Raw genomic sequence first — 19,411 nt, 5'->3', positions numbered from 1 at the left:
GCGCGCTCAGCCATTGCGCGTCACGGTCAGGGCAACCGCCGCGATGCGTTCGACCTGCTGGTAGCCGGGTTCGAGCAGTTGTTCGGCGAACACGTCGGGGTCAAGTTCTCGGTAGACCCAGCGCCATGCCGCGCCCTGCAGGCGCTGGCGCACCGTTTCAAGCAACGCGTCGCGGCCTTCGACAATCGCCACACCGGTGTACAACAGCAGCGTGCCGCCAACCTCCAGCCGCCGGCACGCCTGCTCCAGGATGCGCAACGAAAGTTCCGCGCCCAAAGCCCCACCACCGTGGCGATAGGTGCGTTTGTCGGCATCGAGCATGTACGGCGGGTTGGCCACGATCAGGTCGAAGTTGCCGGTGATGCCGTCGAGCAGGTCGCTGGGCTCCACCGACAGGTTGGCCACCTCGGCAAGCGCTGCATTGATCGCGGTATAGCGCAGGGCCAAGGGGTTGATGTCCACCGCGCTGACCTGCGCATGAGGCGCGGCGCGAGCGATCAGCAATGCGCCGATGCCGCTGCCGCAACCGATATCCACCGCGTGCTGGACGGGGTGCGTGCGGTGCTGCAGGTGATCGCTAATGACCTGGGCGAAGCGATAGCTGTCCGGACCGAAGAACACGGCATCGGCACCGTCGGTGGGCCAGGCCGAGTGCATCAGCAACAGGCCGTCGAGGCTGGACCAGCGAACGGTGCTGCGCAGCAGGTCGCCCTGCGACTGCAGCACGCCGGCCGCCGTCAGTTGCTGCAGTTCGTCAGCACTGATCAATGCCGGCGAGAACGGCCGGCTCCAGCCGAATACGCCGCGCAGGTCGTGGGCTTGCTTCGCCTCGGACCTGGCATTGACCCGCGCCTGGGTGGCCGGGGTGACGCAGGTGAAACGGTAGCCATCGGCGCACAGTCGGCGCCCCAGTAGCAGCAGGGCCTGGTCGGCCTGGGTTTGCTGTTGGTCAAGCAACATCAGCGTGGCCCTCCCTGGGCAAGCCCCGTAGCGCGGATAAAGTCGCGCGTGGCGCGCAGCCCTTCCGGCTCGGCGTGGTGGCTTGCGCACATGCGAACGATCAGCCGATCCACATCGGCCGAGGCCTGCGAAAGATCAGGCTCTGCTTCCAGCGCCAGCTCGTTCTCCCACTGCCCTGGCGGCACGCGCCGATACTTCACGCCGGCCCAACCGTCGGCGATCCAGTCATGCCAGAGCTGCTTTTCATAGGCATCGAAGACGCCGAACATGGCCGCTACAGGGCCGTCGATCAACGCCCAGAAACGGCTCTGCGACGGGGCATCGCCTCTGCGCACCCAACCTTGCGCTTGCAGGGCCCTCAGGAAACCCGCCATCCCTGCGGGCTCGGCAAGCCATTGGTTGATGGTGCGGCCCTGCAGGCGGCAACGGTCCGAATGCATGCACTGGCCCCATACCCGCTTGCGATCGAGCGCTGCCAACAATTCGGTTTCCAGGTCGAAGCTTGCAATCAGTGACGGTGTATCGATCCCCAGGTCATTGAGCCGGTAGCCCTGCCTGACGCGGCGATAGAAAGCATCGGCATCGTGCCTGGGCAAAAGCTGGCGCAAGCTGTCCAGCGAGCGTCGGGCATGGCCGCTGGCGGCGTTGTCGATGGTCACGTGCAGCTGGAAGTAATGGGCGTCGATGCCGAGCTCGGCAAGTTCGTGGGTAGTGATCAACAGGTGCAGCGGGGGTTGTTCATAGCCCAGGTTGTAGCCGATCAACTCTGGCAGGACGTCGTCGCAATATTGCCCCAGCGCCAGTTGCAACGCGCCCTGCAGGTAGCGGGAGGGGTCCAGCGGGACGCCCTGCGCGCACCCCAGGCGGCTGAGCAGGCGCTGGTAGATCAGCACATGGTTGCAACGCGGGTCGCCGTCGCCGAGTTCTTCGAGAAAGGTGCGGATCAGCCCATGGAAGCGCGGGTCATGCCAGTGCCGCAGGGTGCCATGCAGCCAGGCGCCATCGACCAGCTTGGTGGGTGCGACCTGCTGCAGAAACCACAGCGCCTGGGCGCGGTTGTCAAAGTAGCGTCGAGGTGCCCCCTCGGCCCGCGCTTTCAAGTACGCCGCGTAATCTGCGGCAACCTTGCCCGCGTGGGTTGCCGACCAGTGATCGAGACCCTCAGGTGTATCGGGCAAGTCATCAGTCATCGCCTCGGTACGGCGCAACGCAATGGCAAGCCAGCCACGGCCTGCTGGATAGGGTCCGTGCAACATGGCCTGGTAGTGCGTTCGCGGGTCATCGTCCGCCAGCGCGGCCAACTGGCGATTGGGTACAGGGCGCATTACCGTCATTCCGGGCACCTCATATCAAATGCGCCACCTTGTGCTTGTGGGAGCACAGGGATTTTGCGGTGGCTGCGGTATCTGATTTTCAGAGTTCGGCGATCAGCAGGGATTCGATTGGCATTGCCAACGGGGGGACCAACGGTGTGCGCTGCAGGTGACAATGAGAAAAATTAAACCTTTGCCAGCTGCCACGGCTCAACCGATGGCGACATTGAGGTCGCGTCCCTGAAACGAAGGAGTGACAGATGAGCAATCCATTTCTCAAGTTCGCAGGCGTTGCGCTGTTGGCGAGCATGGTGTCCTTCCACGCGCAGGCCGCCAGCTCCGACGATTTCGTCGATGCCGCCACCGAAGGTGGGATCGCCGAAGTGGTGACCAGCAACCTGGCCATGGAAAAATCCCAGAGCGCCGACATCAAGCAGTTCGCCCAGCAGATGGTCACCGATCACACCAAGGCCAACCAGAAGCTCGGGGATATCGCCCGCAAGCTCGATATCAGCGTGCCCGACGAAGCGGCGCTGACCGACAAGATCAAGAAGATGATCCTCGAATGGCGTGACGAGTCGTTCGACAAGTCCTACGTCAACAACCAGGTCGATGCCCACGAAAAAGCGGTGGAGCTGTTCAAGAAGGAAGCGGCGTCTTCCGACAAGGCGGAACTCAAAGCCTTTGCCAGTGATGCATTGCCAACACTTCAACACCACCTGGAGCAGGCCAAGGCCTTGCAGGCCAAGCACGGCAAGTAAGCGCCCGGGGCCGCTTTGCGGCCCGATCGCCGGCAAGCCGGCTCCCACAGGTGTACCGCGGACATCGGGCCTGTGGGAGCCGGCTTGCCGGCGATTGGGCTGTATGGTTACCTGATCGGCGCGGCGTTGATGATCGTCGCGGCGCTGGCCCAGGCGCTGTGGGGCGTGGCGGCCGAGCGGCGGCCCCTGGAGCAGGTGGCCAGGCCGCTGTCGCAAGTCGGCGACTCTTGACCATTAGGGGATTTACCATGCTGCGTGTGTTCGAACGATGGCTCGACCCATTTCCGCCCGACGAGGCGCCCCCGCCCCCGGTGGGCCTTTTGCGCTTCATGTGGGCCTGCACCCGCGGTGCTCGCGGCTACATCCTTGCCCTTGCCCTGTTCAGCGCGGCGGTATCGATCTACGAGGCCTGGCTGTTTTCCTTCCTCGGCCAGATCGTCGACCTGCTGGCCAGCTGGCAGGCAGGTGGCGCGGTCAATGATGAGGAGCGCCGCATGCTGTGGGCCATCGGCCTGGTGCTGCTGGCCAGCATCGCGCTGGTGGCGCTGCGCACCCTGGTGCAGCACCAGGTGTTGGCGATCAACCTGCCGCTGCGCCTGCGTTGGGACTTCCATCGCCTGATGCTGCGCCAAAGCCTGTCGTTCTTCTCCGATGAATTTTCCGGGAGGGTCACCACCAAGGTGATGCAGACCGCGTTGGCGGTGCGCGAGGTGCTGTTCACGGTCATCGAGATCGTCCCCGGCATTGGCGTGTATTTCATCGCCATCATCGCCCTGGCCGGCGGCTTCGCCCTGAAACTGATGCTGCCGTTCATTGCCTGGCTGGTGTTGTTCGGGCTGGCGATGCTGTACTTCGTGCCGCGCCTGGGCAAGGTCGGGCAGGAACAGGCCCACGCCCGTTCGTCCATGACCGGGCGCATCTCCGACGCCTACACCAACATCACCACGGTGAAGCTGTTCTCGCACTCCAACCGCGAGGCACACTTCGCCCGGGCGGCGATGGAAGACTTCAAGCAGACCGGCTTTCGCCAGATGCGCCTGGTCAGCCAGTTCGAGATCGTCAACCAGGCGCTGGTGGTCGGCCTGATCCTGGCCGCAGGCGGCTATGCCTTGTGGCTGTGGCACCTGGGCGAAGTCGGCACCGGCGCGGTGGCGGCGATCACCGCCATGGCCTTGCGCATCAACGGCATGTCGCACTGGATCATGTGGCAGATGACCTCGCTGTTCGAGAACATCGGCACCGTGCAGGATGGCATGGCCACCCTCACCCGTGGCCCCAAGGTGCAGGATGCGCCGAACGCAGGTGCGCTGGTGACCACCGGCGGCGCGGTGGCCTTCGACAATGTCAGCTTCAACTACAACGGCGAACGCCAGGTGCTCGACGGCCTGAGCCTGCACATCCGCCCGGGCGAGAAAGTCGGGCTGGTAGGCCGTTCCGGTGCCGGCAAGTCGACGCTGATCAACCTGCTGCTGCGTTTCTACGACGTCGACGGCGGCACCATCCGCATCGACGGGCAGGACGTCGCCAAGGTGACCCAGGACAGCCTGCGCAGCGCCATCGGCATGGTGACCCAGGACACCTCCCTGCTGCACCGCTCCATCCGCGACAACATCGCCTACGGCCACCCCGAGGCGACCGATGCACAGATCCGTCGCACCGCGGTCAACGCCCAGGCCGACGGATTCATCCAGCAACTGAGCGACCGCCAGGGCCACAGCGGCTACGACACCCTGGTGGGCGAGCGCGGCATCAAGCTGTCCGGCGGCCAGCGCCAGCGCATCGCCATTGCCCGGGTGATGCTCAAGAACGCGCCGATCCTGCTGCTGGACGAGGCCACCAGCGCGTTGGACTCGGAAGTCGAAGTGGCCATCCAGGAAAGCCTCGACGAGATGATGCAGGGCAAGACCGTGATCGCCATCGCCCATCGCCTGTCCACCATCGCGGCCATGGACCGGCTGATCGTCATGGACGAAGGGCGCATCATCGAACAAGGCACGCACGGTGAACTGCTCGCCAGGAACGGTACCTATGCGCGGCTGTGGCAGCACCAGAGCGGGGGTTTTCTGGGCGAGGATCAGGGGTTGGCGGAGGCGATGGAATAGTCCTGTGCGAGGGCCTTGCCCTCGATCGCCGGCAAGCCGGCTCCCACAGCAATCGCGTCAACGCTTGGCAATTGAGCAGGACAGTTGCTCCCCGTGTGAAACGCTATGCCGCCCCCACCCGCGAGGGCTAGCTGGAGGCAGTCTGGCCCCGTATCTTCGACCAGTCCTGCGCTGCTTCATCGTCAAACGCCGTCGAATGCTCCAGGTCCCAAGCCGCCATGTCCAGATAGCGTTTGATCCAGGCCTTCTGGTACGCCCCGCTGTAGATGCCATCCAGAACCAGCCAGTAGATGAACAAGGCGGCAACCCCCATCATCACCACCGCCGCCCCCTGGCGGGTGAACACATCCAGATTCTTGATGAGTTCGGTACTGATGGCAATCATGAAGGCGACCAGCGACGCAAAGCCGAGGTTCTGCGACACCGGCGGCCTCGGGGGCTTGCCGATAAGGTCCGAATACGCCGACAGCTCGCGCGCCTTCGCCGCTGTGTATCCCTGATTGCGCAGGCTCTCCAGGAAAAAGGTGTAGCACAGGGTACTTTCTCGGTGGTGAATGGACTGCCGGTCGATCACTTGGTCTGCGAATGCCTGCGCATGCATCGTTCGCAGCCCCGCGGCGCGCGTCAGGTACAGCGCAAGCCCCCAGGGCAGGAACGCCATGCAGGCATAGGGCAGCAAGGCCGGCCTGGCCATGGCCCACAGCAAAAAGGCGATCAGTATCAGCGTCGAGGCGAAGCCCGCCCACATCGGCCATAACCTGCGTGCATTGGCCCGGTTGAACAATCGCTTGTTCGGTTGCCGACGGCTGCGTTTGTAGATTTCCTGGACCTCAGCCCACTCTGCCAGTTTCATGATCGACTCATTCCCTCGAGCGTTGTTTCAGTGACAGCCTTGAGCCTGAGCGATACGACCAGAGCCCGTCAACTTCACAGGTCAATGGACTGTCATCAAAAGACAGCCCCCTGTCACCCGATGTGAAGCACCACCTTCGCCTGTGGCCTACAGTCTGTTCCAGCGTGTCCAAACGCTCACAACAACAATGCAGACTGGAGAACACACTCATGGCCAAAGCCGTACGCTTCTACGAAACCGGTGCCCCCGAAGTCCTTCGCTACGAAGACGTCGTAGTCGGTGAACCTGGCCCAGGCGAGGTCCTGCTTCGTCATGTGGCCGTCGGCCTGAACTACGCCGACACCTACTTCCGCAACGGCACCTACCCGATCCCCATGCCCAACGGCATCGGCGTCGAGGCGGCGGGCGTGGTCATGGCGCTGGGCAAGGGCGTGACCAATGTCGCGGTCGGCGACCGCGTCACCTATACCGGCTTTATCAACACCCTGGGCGCCTACAGCACCGAGCGCGTCATCCCCGCCGCACCGCTGATCAAGCTACCCGACAACATCAGCTGCGAGACCGCTGCGGCCATGACCATGCGCGGGCTGACCTCGTCGTACCTGCTACGCCGCATCTACGACTTCAAGGCCGGCGACACCCTCCTGCTGCATGCCGCTGCCGGCGGTGTCGGGCTGATCGTCTCGCAATGGGCCAAGCTGCTGGGCCTGAACGTGATCGGTACCGTCTCCACCGAGGCCAAGGCCGAAGTGGCACGTGCCCATGGTTGCGACCACACCATCAACTACAGCCACGAAGACGTCGCCAAGCGCGTGCGTGAGCTGACCGACGGTGTGGGCGTCAACGTGGTGTTCGACAGCGTCGGCCGCACGACCTTCATGAGCTCGCTCGACTCGCTCAAGCGCCGTGGCCTGATGGTCTGCGTGGGCACCGCCTCGGGCACCATCGAACCGTTCGACCCGCAGATCCTGGCAATGAAGGGTTCGTTGTTCGTGACCCGCCCGGCGCTGGCCGACTACATCGCCGACCCGGCCGAGAAAGCCGACCTGTCCGGCGAGCTGTTCGACCACGTGGGCAGCGGGCGGATCAAGATCGAGATCAACCAGCAGTACGAACTCAAGGACGCCGTACAGGCCCACCGCGACCTGGAGGCACGCAAGACCACCGGCTCATCGATCTTCGTCATCTAAGGGCGGGCCAGACCATGCAAGTGGAACAACTGACCTGCACCCTCGGTGCAGAACTGGTCGGCGTCAGGCTGGCCGATGCGATCCATGACGACGGGCTGTTCGCCGAGATTCGCCAACAGCTGCTCAAGCACCGCGTGCTGTTCCTGCGCGACCAGGACATCAGCCACGCCGAGCACGTGGCATTCGCCCGGCGCTTCGGCGAGCTGGAGGACCACCCCGTGGTCGGCAGCCACCCCGACTACCCGGGCCTGGTGCAGATCCACAAGTCGCCGGAAACGCCGGTGGACCGTTATGAGAATGCCTGGCACACCGACACCACCTGGCGCGAAAACCCTTCGCTGGGCGCGGTACTGCGCTGCCTGGAATGCCCGCCTGTCGGTGGTGACACCGTGTGGGCGAACATGGTGGTGGCTTACGAGCGCTTGCCGGCGGACATCAAGGCCAAGATCGAAGGCCTGCGTGCCCGGCACAGCATCGAGGCCAGCTTCGGTGCGGCCCTGCCCATCGAGAAACGCCTGGCGCTCAAGGAACGCTACCCCGATGCCGAGCACCCGGTGGTGCGCACCCACCCGGAAACGGGCGAAAAGGTGTTGTTCGTCAACAGCTTCACCACCCACTTCAGCAACTACCACACCCCTGAGCGGGTGCGCTACGGGCAGGACTTCAACCCAGGTGGCGCCGACTTGCTGCGTTACCTGATCAGCCAGGCGACGATCCCCGAGTACCAGGTGCGCTGGCGCTGGAAACCCAACAGCATCGCCATCTGGGACAACCGCAGCACGCAGCATTACGCGGTCATGGACTATCCGCCCTGCCATCGCAAGATGAACCGCGCCGGCATCGTTGGGGACAGGCCGTACTGATTGGGCTTGCCACGACGGTTTCGGCGACCATGAGATCGAGCGCCGCGCGGGCGGCGCTCGATTTACGCACCACCACAAACCTCAAGTCAGCCCCCCAGCCGCACCACCGCCCTTCCTCCCCCCCCACCCCCTCTCCTTCCGCCAAACCGCCGGCGGCATGCCGAACTGCGCGATGAACCAGCGGGTAAAGGATGTCGGTACCGAGAACCCCAGCAACTCGGCAATACGCTGCAAGGGATAATTGGAATTGCCCAGGTAGCGCAGCACAAGGTCGCGGCGCGCTTCGTTGACCAACGCACTGAACACATGCCCCTGGTCTTCCAGCCGACGCTGCAAGGTGCGCACGTTCATACCCTGCAGTTGCGCGATGTGATCGATCGACGCGCGCCCGTTGGGCAGCCACAAGCGGATCGCCTTGCGCACGCCAGCCACCAGCAAAGGCCCGCCGTCGTGCTGCAGCGGCACCAGGTAACGCTCGGCATTGCGCGCCATCGCAGGGTCCCCCTGGCCATTGCTCAGTTCGAGGTTGATATCGGTGCAGACAATGCCGTTGAACTGGCTGCCGAACACCAGATCGCAGGGGAACAGGCGCCGGTGCAGCTGCAAGCTGGCGGGCGCCGGGTGGCTGAAATGCACGCTCAAGGGCCGCCAGTGCTTGCCGAGCAAGGTGGCGCACAGCCGGAACAGCACGCCCATGGCCAACTCATTGGCCTGGCGGCTGGGCATGGACGAACGCGTCAGCACGTCCTGGCGGATGATCGCCTTGCCGCCCTCCTCCTCCAGGTGGATGGCCACCGACTCGTTCATCAGGTGACGGTAATGCAGCAACACCTGCAGCGCATCGCGCAGCGAGCGCTGGTGGCACAGCAACAGACTGACCGCGCCCAGGTCCGAGAGCTGCCGCGCTGCCGCCATGTTCAGGCCGAAGGTCTGGCAGCCGCTGGCGGCCGCGGAATTTTCCAGCAGGCGCACCGCCGCCTCGCCGCACAGGCGGTGCTCGGCATGCTGCAGCAGCGCCTTGCTCAGGCCCACTTCGGCCAGCAACGGGACCGGGTCGACCCCCAGTTGCTGGCACACCTCCAGGTAGTGGGTCAGCGCGCCAGCCCGAATCGACATACTCATGCAATGGCCCTCCCTCGGAGATCAACAGGCCAAAGGTCAGGGCAAAGACCATCCAGGCATAGCGCCGAGGGATGCCTGCAGAGGTGTCGTTACCGTCATCGGGGCACGGGTGATAGGCGGCCATGCTGCTACCTCATCGATATTATTGTTGTTGTGAAGCGAGCTTGAAGGCCGCAGGGCGGAGCGCCCTGCGGGGGTGCACGTCAGGCGTGCGCGGGCTTAGACGGCCGCAGCCGACTTGTGCAGGAAGCCCTGCTGGCCACCATTGCGGTTTGGCGCGAAGCCATTGGCCTGCAGGCTTTCTTCTACGGTGTCGTAGAACACGCCGATCTTGCTGATCTCACGGGCTTGCCTGGCGGTGGCGATCGGCCGGCCGAATTCACGCGAGATGCGCACCAGCTGCTCGATCTGCTGGACCGTGGACATCTTCTCGGTCTGCGCCTGGTTCCACAGGTTGTCCTCGATCCCGCAGCGCACGTGCAGGCCCATGGCGATGCCCATCATGTTGATCGGCAGCACATTGCGCATCGAGCTTTCCACGGTGAGCACCGCACCGTCCGGCACGGCCCGCACGATGTTGGCCAGGCTGTAGATGTTCGGCACGTCCATGCCGCCACCGATGGCCACCCAGTTCATCACCAGCGGGCCTTTGTAGATGCCGCGGCGCATCAGGCGCTCGACCGACTCGAAGCTGTTCAGGTTGTAGCACTGGAAGGCGCTCTGGATACCGGCCGCGCTCAGGCGACGCACGTGCTCCTCGACCCAGCCCGGCTGCGCCGGTACGGTCATTTCCTTGTAGGCCTCGTAGACCGCCGGGTCTTCCATCGAAGTGCCACGGATGTCCTGGTAGCCCCAATGCTCCACCACGTTCATCTGCGAGGTGTTGACCGTCACCGTGACCTGGTCGGGCTTGGGGTCGAGCTCTGCCAGCATGTGCCGGGTGTCGTCGCTCAGCCACTTGGCCGCAGCGCCTTCGGTCTCGGGGGCAAAACTGATCGAGCCACCGACCTGGATGATCATCTCCGGCACCGCTTCACGCACGCCGGCGATCAGCTCGTTGAACTTGGACAGGCGCTTGGAGCCCTTGCCATCAAGCTCGCGCACATGCAGGTGAAGCACGGTGGCACCGGCGTTGTAGCAGTCCACGGCTTTCTGGACCTGCTCGGCCATGGTCACCGGAATGTCCTCGGGGAAGTCGGACGGCACCCAGGAGGGGGCATAGGGCGCCGCGGTGATGATCAGCGGCTGCTGGTTTTCGGTGAACAGGTGGCCATCGAGGAAGTTCATGGGGTGTTCCTTGTCGTCATTGTAGAAGGTGTGTCGGTGCGGACCGACGGCTTAGTCGGCTTCAGCGTCGAGCTTGGCCATTTCTTCCAGCAGGATCGGCGCGCCGAGGCTGCAGGTGTGGATCCCGAGCATGGCGACGGACTGCAGCACCGCGAGGATTTCCTCGGGGCTGGCGCCAAGCTTCAGGGCATTGCGGGTGTGCCGGCGCACGCCGGGGCTGTACATGTGCGTGCAGGAGGCATTCACCGCGATGGCGAGGAACTCGTAGGTCTTGGGGTCGATCAGGCCGCGCTTTACCGGCAGCGCAGCGGTGTGCAGGAATTGCTCGGCCCATTGCGGATCGAGGTTGACGAAACTGTCCCAGGCGGGGTTCATCCCGCCGCTGGCACGCAGGTGGTCGAGGGTGGGTGTGGCGGACAGCTTGTCTTCGGTGAGCGAGGCGTTCATCAGGCATCTCCTTGGCGTTTGTCGACACCCCTTGAGTCTGCTAAAACAGGTCGGGCGAGATTTAACCTTTCGGGACACTTGATCGACGCATTCAAGGACGCGATCCAGCATGGCCAACCGAGTTGTCAGCGCTTGCCTGACCCACTACGCAGAAGTCGCCCGCGAATGCGGGCTGGACCCATTCGCCCATCTGCACGCGGTGCAGCTGGACCCGGCGTGCCTTGAACGCAGCGATCTGATGATCAGCGTCGACGGCGTCTGGCACCTGCTGGAAAACTCGGCAAGCGCGGCCTGCGTGGAAGACTTCGGCCTGCGCATGGCCGAGCGCCGCCAGCTGTCCAACCTCGGGCCCCTGGCCCAGGTAATGCGCCAGGAAGGCAGCCTGCGCACGGCACTGGCGACCCTGCAGCGCTACCTGCACCTGCACAACGAAGGTTTCCTGGTGCTGATCGAGGAGCGCGATGGCATCGCGGTGATCCGCAGCGAGCAGATCACCCACCAGCATCTGCCGGCCCGCCAGTCGGTCGACCTGATGATCGGTGTCACCTACCGCACGCTCAAGACTTTGCTCGGCGAGCACTGGCAGCCACGCTCGGTGTGCTTCCGCCACCGCCCGCCGCAGGATCGCTCGACCCACCTGCGCCTGTTCGGCAACCGCGTGCAGTTCGACAGCGTGATCGACGGTATCGTCTGCCGCACAGCCGAGCTGGACGCCCCGCTACCCGGCAGCGACCCGGTCGCAGCGCGCTCGGTACGCCGCGAGCTCGAAGCCCGGGGGGTGGTGAGTGAAACGGAAGTGGACACGGTGCGCAGGCTGGTGTGGCAGCTACTGCTGACGGGGCGTTTGTCGGTCGAACAGGTGGCCGAGCAACTGGGTGTGGACCGCCGCACCGTGCATCGGCGGCTGTTGCGGCATGGGGAGAGCTTCAGCTCGATTCTGGACCAGGTGCGTCAGGAACAGGTGGTCAGGCAGTTGCGCGATTCGCGGCATTCGCACAGCGAGATTGCCGAGTTGCTCGGCTTCTCGTGCCTGAGTGCGTTTTCCCGGTGGTTCAGCCAGCGGTTCGGGTGCAGCCCGAGGGCTTGGCGCAAGGCGCATGTGGGTTGAGCAGGTCAAGTGGCTGCTCAGCCCCTATCGCCGGCACAGCCAACCCAAATCAACCTGAGGCGTTACAACGCCGTCTTGCCACCATTCACATGCAACACCTGCCCGGTAATGAAGCTCGCCTGCTGCGACGCCACGAACAGAATCGCATCCGCCACCTCCTCCGGCTTGCCAATGCGCCCCGCCGGAATGGTCGCGGCCACCATCGGCAGCTTGTCCGCGCCGTCGGCGATGCGCTCGAGCATCTCGGTAGCAATCGGTCCCGGTGCCACGGCATTGACCCGCACATTGAACTGGCACGCTTCCAGCGCCGCCGACTTGGTGAACCCTTCGATGGCATGCTTGCTGGCCACGTACATCGGTGCCATCGCATTGCCGCGGCTGCCCATGGTCGAGGACAGGTTGACGATGGCGCCGGATGCCTGGTCGGCCATGACCCGCAGCTGATGCTTCAGGCACAGGAAGGTACCCAGCGCGTTGGCATTGAACGCAGCCGTGTAGGCCTCCACCGTCTGCTCCCTGATCGGGCCGCGCGCACCTTCGTAGCCGGCGCTGTTGACCGCCACATCCAGGCGCCCGAAACGCGCCACGCAACGCTCGACCAACTGCGTTACCTGCGCTTCGTCACTGACATCGGCTTGCACGAATTCGACCTGTGCGCCCATGGCCTGCAACTCGGCCTGCAGCTGTTGCCCGGCCGTGGTGTTACGCCCGGAAACGACCAGCCGCGCGCCTTCGCGGGCGAAGGCGATCGCCGTGGCGTAGCCAATGCCTGCGGTTGCGCCGGTGATCAGGACCACTTGATGTTCAAACTGCTTGCTCATGGCGAATGTCCGAATGCTGAAGTGAAGGGACTTGCAGTTATAGGGATTGCGCCAAGGCGAAAGTTGACGTTTTGGGACATGGCAGGGGGACGTGTCATCAAAGGGAAATCGATTGTCACCTCAGGTCAACAACGCGTGCGCCGCGCGTGCCTATCATCCCGGCCAACTCTTCTTCAACCGTCGCAAGGAGCCGTAACGTGAAAGCCATCCAACTGCAAAAGCCCGGCGGCCTGGACCAGCTGCGCCTGGTCGAGCTGCCGATGCCCGGCACGCCGCAACCCGGGGAAATCCAGGTACGCATCCATGCCAGCTCGCTCAACTACCACGACCTGGGCGTGGTCATCGGGCAGCTCAAGGTCGACGACCTGCGCATCCCCATGGCCGATGGTGCCGGGGTGGTCACCGCCGTGGGTGCCGGCGTGACGGAGTTCGCCGTTGGCGATGCCGTGGTGTCGTGCTTCTTCCCCCACTGGCAGGCCGGGCGCAACGTGCCCAGCACCTTCAAGACCGTCCCCGGCGACGGCGTCGACGGCTTCGCCCGCGAGTACGTCAACATGCCCGCGCAGGCCTTCACCCATTCGCCCAAGGGCTACTCCCACGAGCAAGCCGCCACACTGACCACCGCCGGCCTGACCGCCTGGCGTGCGCTGGTGGTGGATGGCCGCCTTCAGGCCGGCGATACCGTGTTGGTGCTGGGTACGGGTGGGGTCTCGGTGTTTGCCCTGCAGATGGCCAAGGCCATGGGCGCGCGGGTGATCGCCACCACCTCGTCGCAGGCCAAGCAGGCGCGCTTGCTCGCGCTAGGAGTGGACCAGGTGATCAATTACCGCGAGCAACCCGACTGGGGCGATGCGGTGTTGGCCGCAACCAGCGGACGCGGGGCGGACATCGTGGTGGAAGTGGGCGGTCCGGGTACCCTGCCCAATTCGATCCGGGCGTGCGCGGCGGGCGGGCATATCGCCCTGATCGGCGTGCTCACCGGCATCGCCGGCACCGTGCCGACCGTCGAGATGATGCGCAAGCAGCAGACCTTGCGCGGCCTGATCGTCGGCAGCCGCGAGCACCAGCAGGACATGGTGCGCGCCCTGGAGAACTTCGCCTGGCGCCCGGTGATCGACAGCCGTTACCCGCTGGAGCGAATAGCCGAGGCCTTCGCCCACCAGCAGTCGGCCCGGCATTTCGGCAAGATCTGCCTGAACTACTGAGCCCGACAGCGGCGCCACCTGGAACGTGGCGCCGCCTTTGGTCATGCCCCCATGTGCATCTCGCGGATCAGCTTCTTGTTGATCTTGCCGACGCTGGTCTTGGGAATGTCGGCCACGAAGTGCACTTGCCGTGGAATGGCCCACTTGTTGATCAGGCCGCTGTCGACGAACTGCTTGAGGTGCGCCTCCAGCCCTCGCTGATCGAGGCTGTCGCCCGGGGTGCAGACCACCAGCGCGATCGGTCGCTCGCCCCAGTGTTCGTCGGGAATGCCCACCACCGCCACGGCATTGACCGCCGCGTGCTGGCTGATCAGGTTCTCCAGCGCCAGCGAACTGATCCACTCGCCGCCGGTCTTGATCACGTCCTTGATCCGGTCCTTGATCTCCAGCACGCCGTGACGGTCGATCGAACCCATGTCGCCGGTGTGCAGCCAGCCGTCCTGCCACAGTTCGGCGCCCTTCTCCGGCTCGTGCAGGTAACCCTGGGTCAGCCACGGCGAACGCACCACGATCTCGCCCAGCGCCTCGCCGTCATGGGCCACGTCGTTGCCGCCGGCATCGACGATGCGCAGATCGACCATCGCCACCGGGGCGCCGGTCTTGATCCGTTGCGCCACCTGCTCGCCCATGGGCAAGGCCAGGTCTTCGTCGCGCAGGTGAGTGAGGGTCAGCAGCGGGCAGGTTTCCGACATGCCGTAGCCGCTGAAGATCAACATGCCGCGCTCGCTGGCCTGGCGCGCCAGGCCGTGGGTCAGGGCGCTGCCGCCGAGCAGGATCTTCCAGCGGCTGAAATCGGTGTGCCGGCTCTGTTCGCTCTCGAGCATCATCTGCAGCAAGGTCGGCACGCAGTGCGAGAAGGTCACGCCTTCGTCGCGGTACAGCCGCACCAGCTTGTCCGGCTCGTAGCGGCCCGGGTACACCTGCTTGATGCCCAGCACCGTGGCCGTGTACGGCACGCCCCAGGCATGCACATGGAACATCGGCGTGATCGGCATGTACACGTCGCCAGAGCGCAGCAGCGGCTGGCCCTCGTAGGCAGCGAAGGTACCCAGCTGGTTCAGGGTGTGCAGCACCAGCTGGCGGTGCGAGAAGTACACGCCCTTGGGGTTGCCGGTGGTGCCGGTGGTGTAGAACAGCGTCGCCACCGACTGCTCGTCGAAGTCCTCGAACTCGGCTTCGGTGCTTGCCGCGCCCAGCAGCGTCTCGTACTCGCCCACCACCGGCAGCGAGGTGTCCGCGGCCTGGCCGTCGGTCAGTTGCACATAACCCTTGACCCGGCCCAGCTGACCCTGGATCTGCTCCAGCAGCGGCACGAAGTCGTCATGTACCAGCACCAGGTCGTCCTCGGCGTGGTTCATGGTGTAGGCCACCTGCTCCGGGGACAGGCGGATGTTCACCGTGTGCAGCACCGCGCCGATCATCGGCACGGCGAAGAAGCACTCCAGCGAACGGTGGCTGTCCCAGTCCAGCAGCGCCACGGTGTCACCGGCCTGCACGCCAGCGGCGCGCAGCACGTTGGCCAGGCGCCGCACCCGCTGGTCGAGCTCGCGGTAGGTGTAGCGCAGCTTGTCGGCGTAGACGATTTCCTGGTCCGGCTGGTGACGCACGCCCGACATCAGCAGGCGCTTGATCAGCAATGGGAAGGCGTAGGCACCAGGTGCCGGCGGCATGATTTTTGTCTTGGCCATGAACGTTGTTTCCAATTCCTTGTTCGATTCGACTTGAAAGCCTGCTTACGCTTGCACCCGCGCTTGCGCGCGTGGCGTCTGGGCGCTGTCACAGGTCTCGGGTTCAGCCTCGCAGGTTGCAGGGGCGGCAGCGACGAAGCGCTTGTCCGGCAGCAGGAAGTGCGACAGTGCCGGGATCAGCAGCAGTGCACCGAGCATGTTCCAGAGGAACATGAAGGTCAGCAGGATGCCCATGTCGGCCTGGAACTTGATCGGCGACCAGGCCCAGCCCACCACGCCTGCTGCCAGGGTGATACCCACCAGCCCGACCACGCGGCCGGTGAAGGCCACGGCGTTCTGGTAAGCCTCGCCCAGGGTGCGGCCCTGGCGCTGGTAGTGCAGCTGCACACTGAGCAGGTACAGCGCGTAGTCCACGCCGATACCGACGCCCAGGGCGATCACCGGCAAGGTGGCGACTTTCACACCAATGCCCATGGCCACCATCAGCGCCTCGCACAGCACCGAGGTCAGCACCAGTGGCAGCAGCGCCACCAGGGTCGCGCGCCAGCTGCGGAAGGTGATCAGGCAGAACAGCGTGACCGCCAGGTAGACGAACAGCAGCATGGTGCGGTTGGCTTCGCGGACCACGATGTTGGTGGCGGCCTCGATGCCAGCGCTGCCGGCAGCCAGCAGGAACTGGCGGTCGGAGGTGCTGTTCTCGCGGGCGAAGCGGTCGGCGATGGCCACCACGTCGTCCAGGGTCTGGGCCTTGTGGTCCTTGAGGTAGGCGATCACCGGCATCATCGAGCAGTCGTTGTTGAACAGCTCCGGGGCATTGACCGAGGCCTGCTGGGCGGCGTAGTTGAGCATGTCCTGGTTGCGCTGCAGGCTGTTCATCTTCGGGTTGCCCTCGAACGAGCCCGCAGTGATCTGGCGCACCGCGTTGACCAGCGACACCGTGGTCTGCACCCCTGGATACTGCTGCAGCTCCCAGGCCAGGCGGTCGGCCAGGATCAGCGTCTTGTAGTTCAGGCAGCCTTCAGGTGCGGTCTTGATCATCACCGCGAACATGTCGCTGGACAGCGCGTAGTGGCTGGTGATGTAGGCGTTGTCACGGTTGTAGCGCGAGTCGGCGCGCAGCTCCGGGGCGCCGCTGTCGAGGTCGCCGATCTTCAGCTGCAGGCTCACCCAGAAACCGCCCAGCCCCATCAGCGTGGCGACCAGCACCGCGCCGGTGGCCCACTTGCGGGTGGTGAAGCGGTCGAGCGCATCCCACAGCTTGCCGAAGCCACGGTGCTCAGCGGCACGCAGGTCGATGCGCAGGGCACGTTCGGAGGCCTTGCGGCCGACGCCCACGTAGGACAGCGACACCGGAATCAACAGCAACGAGGTGAAGATCAGCACCGCCACGCCGATGCTCGCGGTGATCGCCAGGTCCTTGATCACCGGGATGTCGATCAGCATCAGCACGGCAAAGCCCACGGCGTCTGCCAGCAGCGCGGTGACCCCGGCCACGAACAGGCGGCGGAAGGTGTAGCGCGCGGCCACCAGCTTGTGGGTACCACGGCCGATGTCCTGCATGATGCCATTCATCTTCTGCGCCGCGTGCGACACGCCGATGGCGAAGATCAGGAACGGTACCAGGATCGAGTATGGGTCGATGGCGTAGCCCAGCCAGCCGACGATGCCCAACTGCCACACCACCGCCGCCAGCGAGCAGAACACCACCAGCAGGGTGCTGCGCACGCAGCGGGTGTAAAGGAAGATGATCACCAGCGAAGTGACCACGGCCAGGGCAAAGAACATCATCACCTGGATCAGGCCATCGATCAGGTCGCCCATCAGCTTGGCGAAACCGATCACCCGGACCTTGTACTTGCCGTGCCCTTCTTCACCGGCGGCGCGCGCCTTGCTGTCGCCGTCGAATTCGTACTTGTCGCGCAGTTTCTCTTCGAGCATCTGCGAGAACTGCCGGTAGTCGATGCCACGCCCGGTGGCCAGGTCGTGGTCGAGCAACGGCACCACCAGCATGCTCGACTTGAAGTCGGTCGCCACCAGGCTGCCGACGATGCCGGCGCGGTTGATGTTCTGGCGCAGCTGGTCGATGTCGGCCGGTTTGCCCTGGTAGTCGTCAGGCATCACCGGGCCGCCCTGGAAGCCCTCCTCGGTGACCTCGGTCCAGCGCACACCCGGGCTCCACAACGACTTCATCCAGGCACGGTCGACGCCCTGGGCGAGAAACAGCTCGTCGTTGATCTGCTTGAGCACATCCAGGTATTCAGGGTCGAAGATATCGCCCTGGGTGTTCTCCACCACCACCCGCACCGAGTTGCCCAGGCCGCGCAGCGACTTGCGGTTCTCCAGGTAGTTCTGGATGTAGGGCTGGCTCTGCGGAATCATCTTCTCGAAGCTGGGGCGCAGCTCCAGACGGGTCACGGCCACATACCCGAGGACCAGCGTGGCCAGCACCATGAACAGCATGAACAGCGGGCGATAGTTGAAGACCATGCGTTCCAGCAGGTTGCCGGAATTTCGGTCGAAGTCCCGCAAATCGCGGATCACCGGCATGGTGTCTTGCTTGATGTTGGCCATCACGAGTTCTCTTGTAATTCTTGTGGGTCTTAGCGGGCCGGAAGCACGCGTACGCCGCGCTCGCCTACCAGCACGGTGCCAGTGCTGCCGGCCTGCAACGCGCCGGCCACAGGTGCCAGCTGCACCTGTGGCTGCAAGGCGAAGCTCTGTCCATTGTCACGGCTGCGCAGCACGTGCCCGGCCTGGCTGTACAGCCAGAAGTCGCCGCTGCTGTCGAGGCTGGCGGCGGTGATGCTCATGGCAAGGCCGGTGTCCACCTTGGTCCAGCTTTGTCCGCCGTCAAGGCTGCGTGCCACGTGGCCACGCAGGCCATAGGCGAGCACTTCGCCAGGCTTGCCAACCACACCGAACCAAGTGCCCTGATAAGGGCTGGGCAACGCCACGAAGCGCTGCTGGTCGGCGTTCCACTTGAGCAGCAGGCCCTGCTCGCCGGCGATGTACAGCTCATCGCCCACGGCACGGATGGCATTGAGGTGCAGGCCTTGCGGGTTGTCGGTGGCATCCTGCATCGGCACCCAGCTGTTGCCGCCGTCATCGGTGCGCAGGATCAGGTTGAACACACCCACCGCGTAGCCATGCTTGGCGTCGGTGAACCACACGCCGAGGAACGGCTTGTCGGCGCCCTCCTGCTCCAGGCGCTGGCCTTCGGCTGCGAATTGCGCCCAGCGCTCGTCGTCGGGTTGGGCCGCGGCCAAGGCCTGGTAATGGGCCGCCACCAACGCACCGATGCGCCGGCCATCGAGCTGCACGGCCCAGGTGGCTCCGCCGTCGCTGCTGTGCAGGACCACGCCATCGTTGCCCACCGCCCAGCCTTGCTCAGGCGTCGGGAACACCAGGGCATTGAGGTCGGCGCTCACCGGCACGCTGGCCTGGCGCCAGTCCTGGCCCTGGTTGTCGGAATACACGATGTGGCCACGGGCCCCCACCGCCACCAGCCGCTCACCGGCCCGCGCCACATCGCGCAAGGCGCTGTGCGCCGCCAGCGCGCTGGGCTTGGCCGGCAAGTCCAGTACATCCACATACGCCGCCTGGGCTGCACCGAAGGTGCCGCCCAGGGCGAGCGTGACTGCCAGCGCCCAGGGCGCATACTTGTTCAAAGAAGCCATGCCACATCCTCTGC

The 19,411-nt window shown here is 64.8% G+C and carries 16 protein-coding genes and 1 pseudogene; 7 read left to right on the top strand and 10 right to left on the bottom strand.

Annotated elements, in window-relative coordinates:
• Positions 1 to 6 precede the first annotated feature (6 nt).
• The gene (locus PPL01S_RS09055; protein WP_028624895.1) at positions 7 to 960 is read right to left on the bottom strand and encodes a methyltransferase; all 954 of its coding nucleotides are present in this window, start codon (positions 958 to 960) and stop codon (positions 7 to 9) included.
• On the bottom strand, positions 960 to 2,294 hold the full coding sequence (locus tag PPL01S_RS09050; protein ID WP_028624896.1) for an iron-containing redox enzyme family protein: 1,335 nt from the start codon (positions 2,292 to 2,294) through the stop codon (positions 960 to 962). Before PPL01S_RS09050 ends, PPL01S_RS09055 begins: the two co-directional genes overlap by 1 nt.
• Positions 2,295 to 2,533: 239 nt before the next feature.
• On the opposite strand from PPL01S_RS09050, the gene PPL01S_RS09045 reads away from it, so the two are divergent.
• From PPL01S_RS09045 to PPL01S_RS09040, 3 genes and pseudogenes are all read left to right on the top strand, one after another.
• Complete coding sequence (locus tag PPL01S_RS09045) at positions 2,534 to 3,034, top strand: DUF4142 domain-containing protein (RefSeq protein ID WP_028624897.1); 501 nt, start codon at positions 2,534 to 2,536, stop codon at positions 3,032 to 3,034.
• A gap of 105 nt (positions 3,035 to 3,139) precedes the next feature.
• Positions 3,140 to 3,265 (top strand): annotated as a pseudogene (locus PPL01S_RS25065) (MFS transporter); the annotation flags it as partial.
• Between the two features lie 17 nt (positions 3,266 to 3,282).
• Positions 3,283 to 5,136, top strand: a complete 1,854-nt coding sequence (locus PPL01S_RS09040) for an ABC transporter ATP-binding protein (RefSeq protein ID WP_028624898.1) — start codon at positions 3,283 to 3,285, stop codon at positions 5,134 to 5,136.
• Between the two features lie 127 nt (positions 5,137 to 5,263).
• On the opposite strand, the gene PPL01S_RS09035 is transcribed toward PPL01S_RS09040, so the two are convergent.
• Positions 5,264 to 5,989 (bottom strand): hypothetical protein, encoded by a 726-nt coding sequence (locus tag PPL01S_RS09035; RefSeq protein ID WP_028624899.1) that lies wholly within the window; start codon positions 5,987 to 5,989, stop codon positions 5,264 to 5,266.
• A 209-nt stretch (positions 5,990 to 6,198) separates the two neighbouring features.
• On the opposite strand from PPL01S_RS09035, the gene PPL01S_RS09030 reads away from it, so the two are divergent.
• Both PPL01S_RS09030 and PPL01S_RS09025 read left to right on the top strand, forming a co-directional pair.
• Positions 6,199 to 7,179 carry a quinone oxidoreductase family protein gene (locus PPL01S_RS09030; RefSeq protein WP_016395040.1) on the top strand — a complete coding sequence of 327 codons (981 nt, stop codon included), beginning with the start codon at positions 6,199 to 6,201 and terminating at the stop codon, positions 7,177 to 7,179.
• 14 nt (positions 7,180 to 7,193) lie between these two features.
• A complete protein-coding gene (locus tag PPL01S_RS09025) occupies positions 7,194 to 8,042 on the top strand; it encodes a TauD/TfdA dioxygenase family protein (protein ID WP_016395041.1) in 849 nt (282 codons plus the stop codon).
• 81 nt (positions 8,043 to 8,123) lie between these two features.
• Here PPL01S_RS09025 and PPL01S_RS09020 read toward each other — a convergent pair whose 3' ends face one another.
• The 3 genes from PPL01S_RS09020 to PPL01S_RS09010 all read right to left on the bottom strand — a co-directional run bounded on the left by PPL01S_RS09020 (position 8,124) and on the right by PPL01S_RS09010 (position 10,898).
• Positions 8,124 to 9,164, bottom strand: a complete 1,041-nt coding sequence (locus tag PPL01S_RS09020) for an AraC family transcriptional regulator (RefSeq protein ID WP_042155744.1) — start codon at positions 9,162 to 9,164, stop codon at positions 8,124 to 8,126.
• Between the two features lie 219 nt (positions 9,165 to 9,383).
• The gene (locus PPL01S_RS09015) at positions 9,384 to 10,451 is read right to left on the bottom strand and encodes a beta-keto acid cleavage family enzyme (protein WP_016395043.1); all 1,068 of its coding nucleotides are present in this window, start codon (positions 10,449 to 10,451) and stop codon (positions 9,384 to 9,386) included.
• A 51-nt stretch (positions 10,452 to 10,502) separates the two neighbouring features.
• Positions 10,503 to 10,898, bottom strand: a complete 396-nt coding sequence (locus tag PPL01S_RS09010) for a carboxymuconolactone decarboxylase family protein (protein WP_016395044.1) — start codon at positions 10,896 to 10,898, stop codon at positions 10,503 to 10,505.
• A 109-nt stretch (positions 10,899 to 11,007) separates the two neighbouring features.
• On the opposite strand from PPL01S_RS09010, the gene PPL01S_RS09005 reads away from it, so the two are divergent.
• Positions 11,008 to 12,006, top strand: a complete 999-nt coding sequence (locus PPL01S_RS09005) for an AraC family transcriptional regulator (protein ID WP_028624900.1) — start codon at positions 11,008 to 11,010, stop codon at positions 12,004 to 12,006.
• Positions 12,007 to 12,068: 62 nt separating this feature from the next.
• On the opposite strand, the gene PPL01S_RS09000 is transcribed toward PPL01S_RS09005, so the two are convergent.
• A complete protein-coding gene (locus PPL01S_RS09000; RefSeq protein WP_028624901.1) occupies positions 12,069 to 12,827 on the bottom strand; it encodes an SDR family NAD(P)-dependent oxidoreductase in 759 nt (252 codons plus the stop codon).
• Between the two features lie 197 nt (positions 12,828 to 13,024).
• Between PPL01S_RS09000 and PPL01S_RS08995 the strand changes: the two genes are divergently transcribed.
• Complete coding sequence (locus PPL01S_RS08995; protein ID WP_016395047.1) at positions 13,025 to 14,032, top strand: zinc-dependent alcohol dehydrogenase family protein; 1,008 nt, start codon at positions 13,025 to 13,027, stop codon at positions 14,030 to 14,032.
• Between the two features lie 41 nt (positions 14,033 to 14,073).
• Here PPL01S_RS08995 and PPL01S_RS08990 read toward each other — a convergent pair whose 3' ends face one another.
• Genes PPL01S_RS08990 through PPL01S_RS08980 form a run of 3 tightly spaced genes read right to left on the bottom strand, consistent with a single transcriptional unit; the run spans position 14,074 to position 19,397 of the window.
• On the bottom strand, positions 14,074 to 15,720 hold the full coding sequence (locus PPL01S_RS08990) for a fatty acid--CoA ligase (RefSeq protein ID WP_016395048.1): 1,647 nt from the start codon (positions 15,718 to 15,720) through the stop codon (positions 14,074 to 14,076).
• Between the two features lie 45 nt (positions 15,721 to 15,765).
• Positions 15,766 to 18,291: an efflux RND transporter permease subunit gene (locus PPL01S_RS08985; RefSeq protein ID WP_028624902.1), complete on the bottom strand. Its 2,526-nt coding sequence runs from the start codon at positions 18,289 to 18,291 to the stop codon at positions 15,766 to 15,768.
• A gap of 29 nt (positions 18,292 to 18,320) precedes the next feature.
• Positions 18,321 to 19,397 carry a WD40/YVTN/BNR-like repeat-containing protein gene (locus tag PPL01S_RS08980; protein ID WP_016395050.1) on the bottom strand — a complete coding sequence of 359 codons (1,077 nt, stop codon included), beginning with the start codon at positions 19,395 to 19,397 and terminating at the stop codon, positions 18,321 to 18,323.
• Positions 19,398 to 19,411 lie beyond the last annotated feature (14 nt).

Source organism: Pseudomonas plecoglossicida NBRC 103162 = DSM 15088 (genome assembly GCF_000730665.1).
In the GTDB taxonomy this organism is placed as follows: Bacteria; Pseudomonadota; Gammaproteobacteria; order Pseudomonadales; family Pseudomonadaceae; genus Aquipseudomonas; species Aquipseudomonas plecoglossicida.
Note: the sequence above shows the minus strand (reverse complement) of the source record. Positions and strands in the feature narration are given on the sequence as shown.

Excerpts from the sequence above, each read along its gene's own strand:
- PPL01S_RS09055 (WP_028624895.1), bottom strand. The coding sequence starts at position 960 with ATGTTGCTTGACCAACAGCAAACCCAGGCCGACCAGGCCCTGCTGCTA.
- PPL01S_RS09050 (WP_028624896.1), bottom strand. The coding sequence starts at position 2,294 with ATGACGGTAATGCGCCCTGTACCCAATCGCCAGTTGGCCGCGCTGGCG.
- PPL01S_RS09045 (WP_028624897.1), top strand. The coding sequence starts at position 2,534 with ATGAGCAATCCATTTCTCAAGTTCGCAGGCGTTGCGCTGTTGGCGAGC.
- PPL01S_RS09040 (WP_028624898.1), top strand. The coding sequence starts at position 3,283 with ATGCTGCGTGTGTTCGAACGATGGCTCGACCCATTTCCGCCCGACGAG.
- PPL01S_RS09035 (WP_028624899.1), bottom strand. The coding sequence starts at position 5,989 with ATGAAACTGGCAGAGTGGGCTGAGGTCCAGGAAATCTACAAACGCAGC.
- PPL01S_RS09030 (WP_016395040.1), top strand. The coding sequence starts at position 6,199 with ATGGCCAAAGCCGTACGCTTCTACGAAACCGGTGCCCCCGAAGTCCTT.
- PPL01S_RS09025 (WP_016395041.1), top strand. The coding sequence starts at position 7,194 with ATGCAAGTGGAACAACTGACCTGCACCCTCGGTGCAGAACTGGTCGGC.
- PPL01S_RS09020 (WP_042155744.1), bottom strand. The coding sequence starts at position 9,164 with ATGAGTATGTCGATTCGGGCTGGCGCGCTGACCCACTACCTGGAGGTG.
- PPL01S_RS09015 (WP_016395043.1), bottom strand. The coding sequence starts at position 10,451 with ATGAACTTCCTCGATGGCCACCTGTTCACCGAAAACCAGCAGCCGCTG.
- PPL01S_RS09010 (WP_016395044.1), bottom strand. The coding sequence starts at position 10,898 with ATGAACGCCTCGCTCACCGAAGACAAGCTGTCCGCCACACCCACCCTC.
- PPL01S_RS09005 (WP_028624900.1), top strand. The coding sequence starts at position 11,008 with ATGGCCAACCGAGTTGTCAGCGCTTGCCTGACCCACTACGCAGAAGTC.
- PPL01S_RS09000 (WP_028624901.1), bottom strand. The coding sequence starts at position 12,827 with ATGAGCAAGCAGTTTGAACATCAAGTGGTCCTGATCACCGGCGCAACC.
- PPL01S_RS08990 (WP_016395048.1), bottom strand. The coding sequence starts at position 15,720 with ATGGCCAAGACAAAAATCATGCCGCCGGCACCTGGTGCCTACGCCTTC.
- PPL01S_RS08985 (WP_028624902.1), bottom strand. The coding sequence starts at position 18,291 with ATGGCCAACATCAAGCAAGACACCATGCCGGTGATCCGCGATTTGCGG.
- PPL01S_RS08980 (WP_016395050.1), bottom strand. The coding sequence starts at position 19,397 with ATGGCTTCTTTGAACAAGTATGCGCCCTGGGCGCTGGCAGTCACGCTC.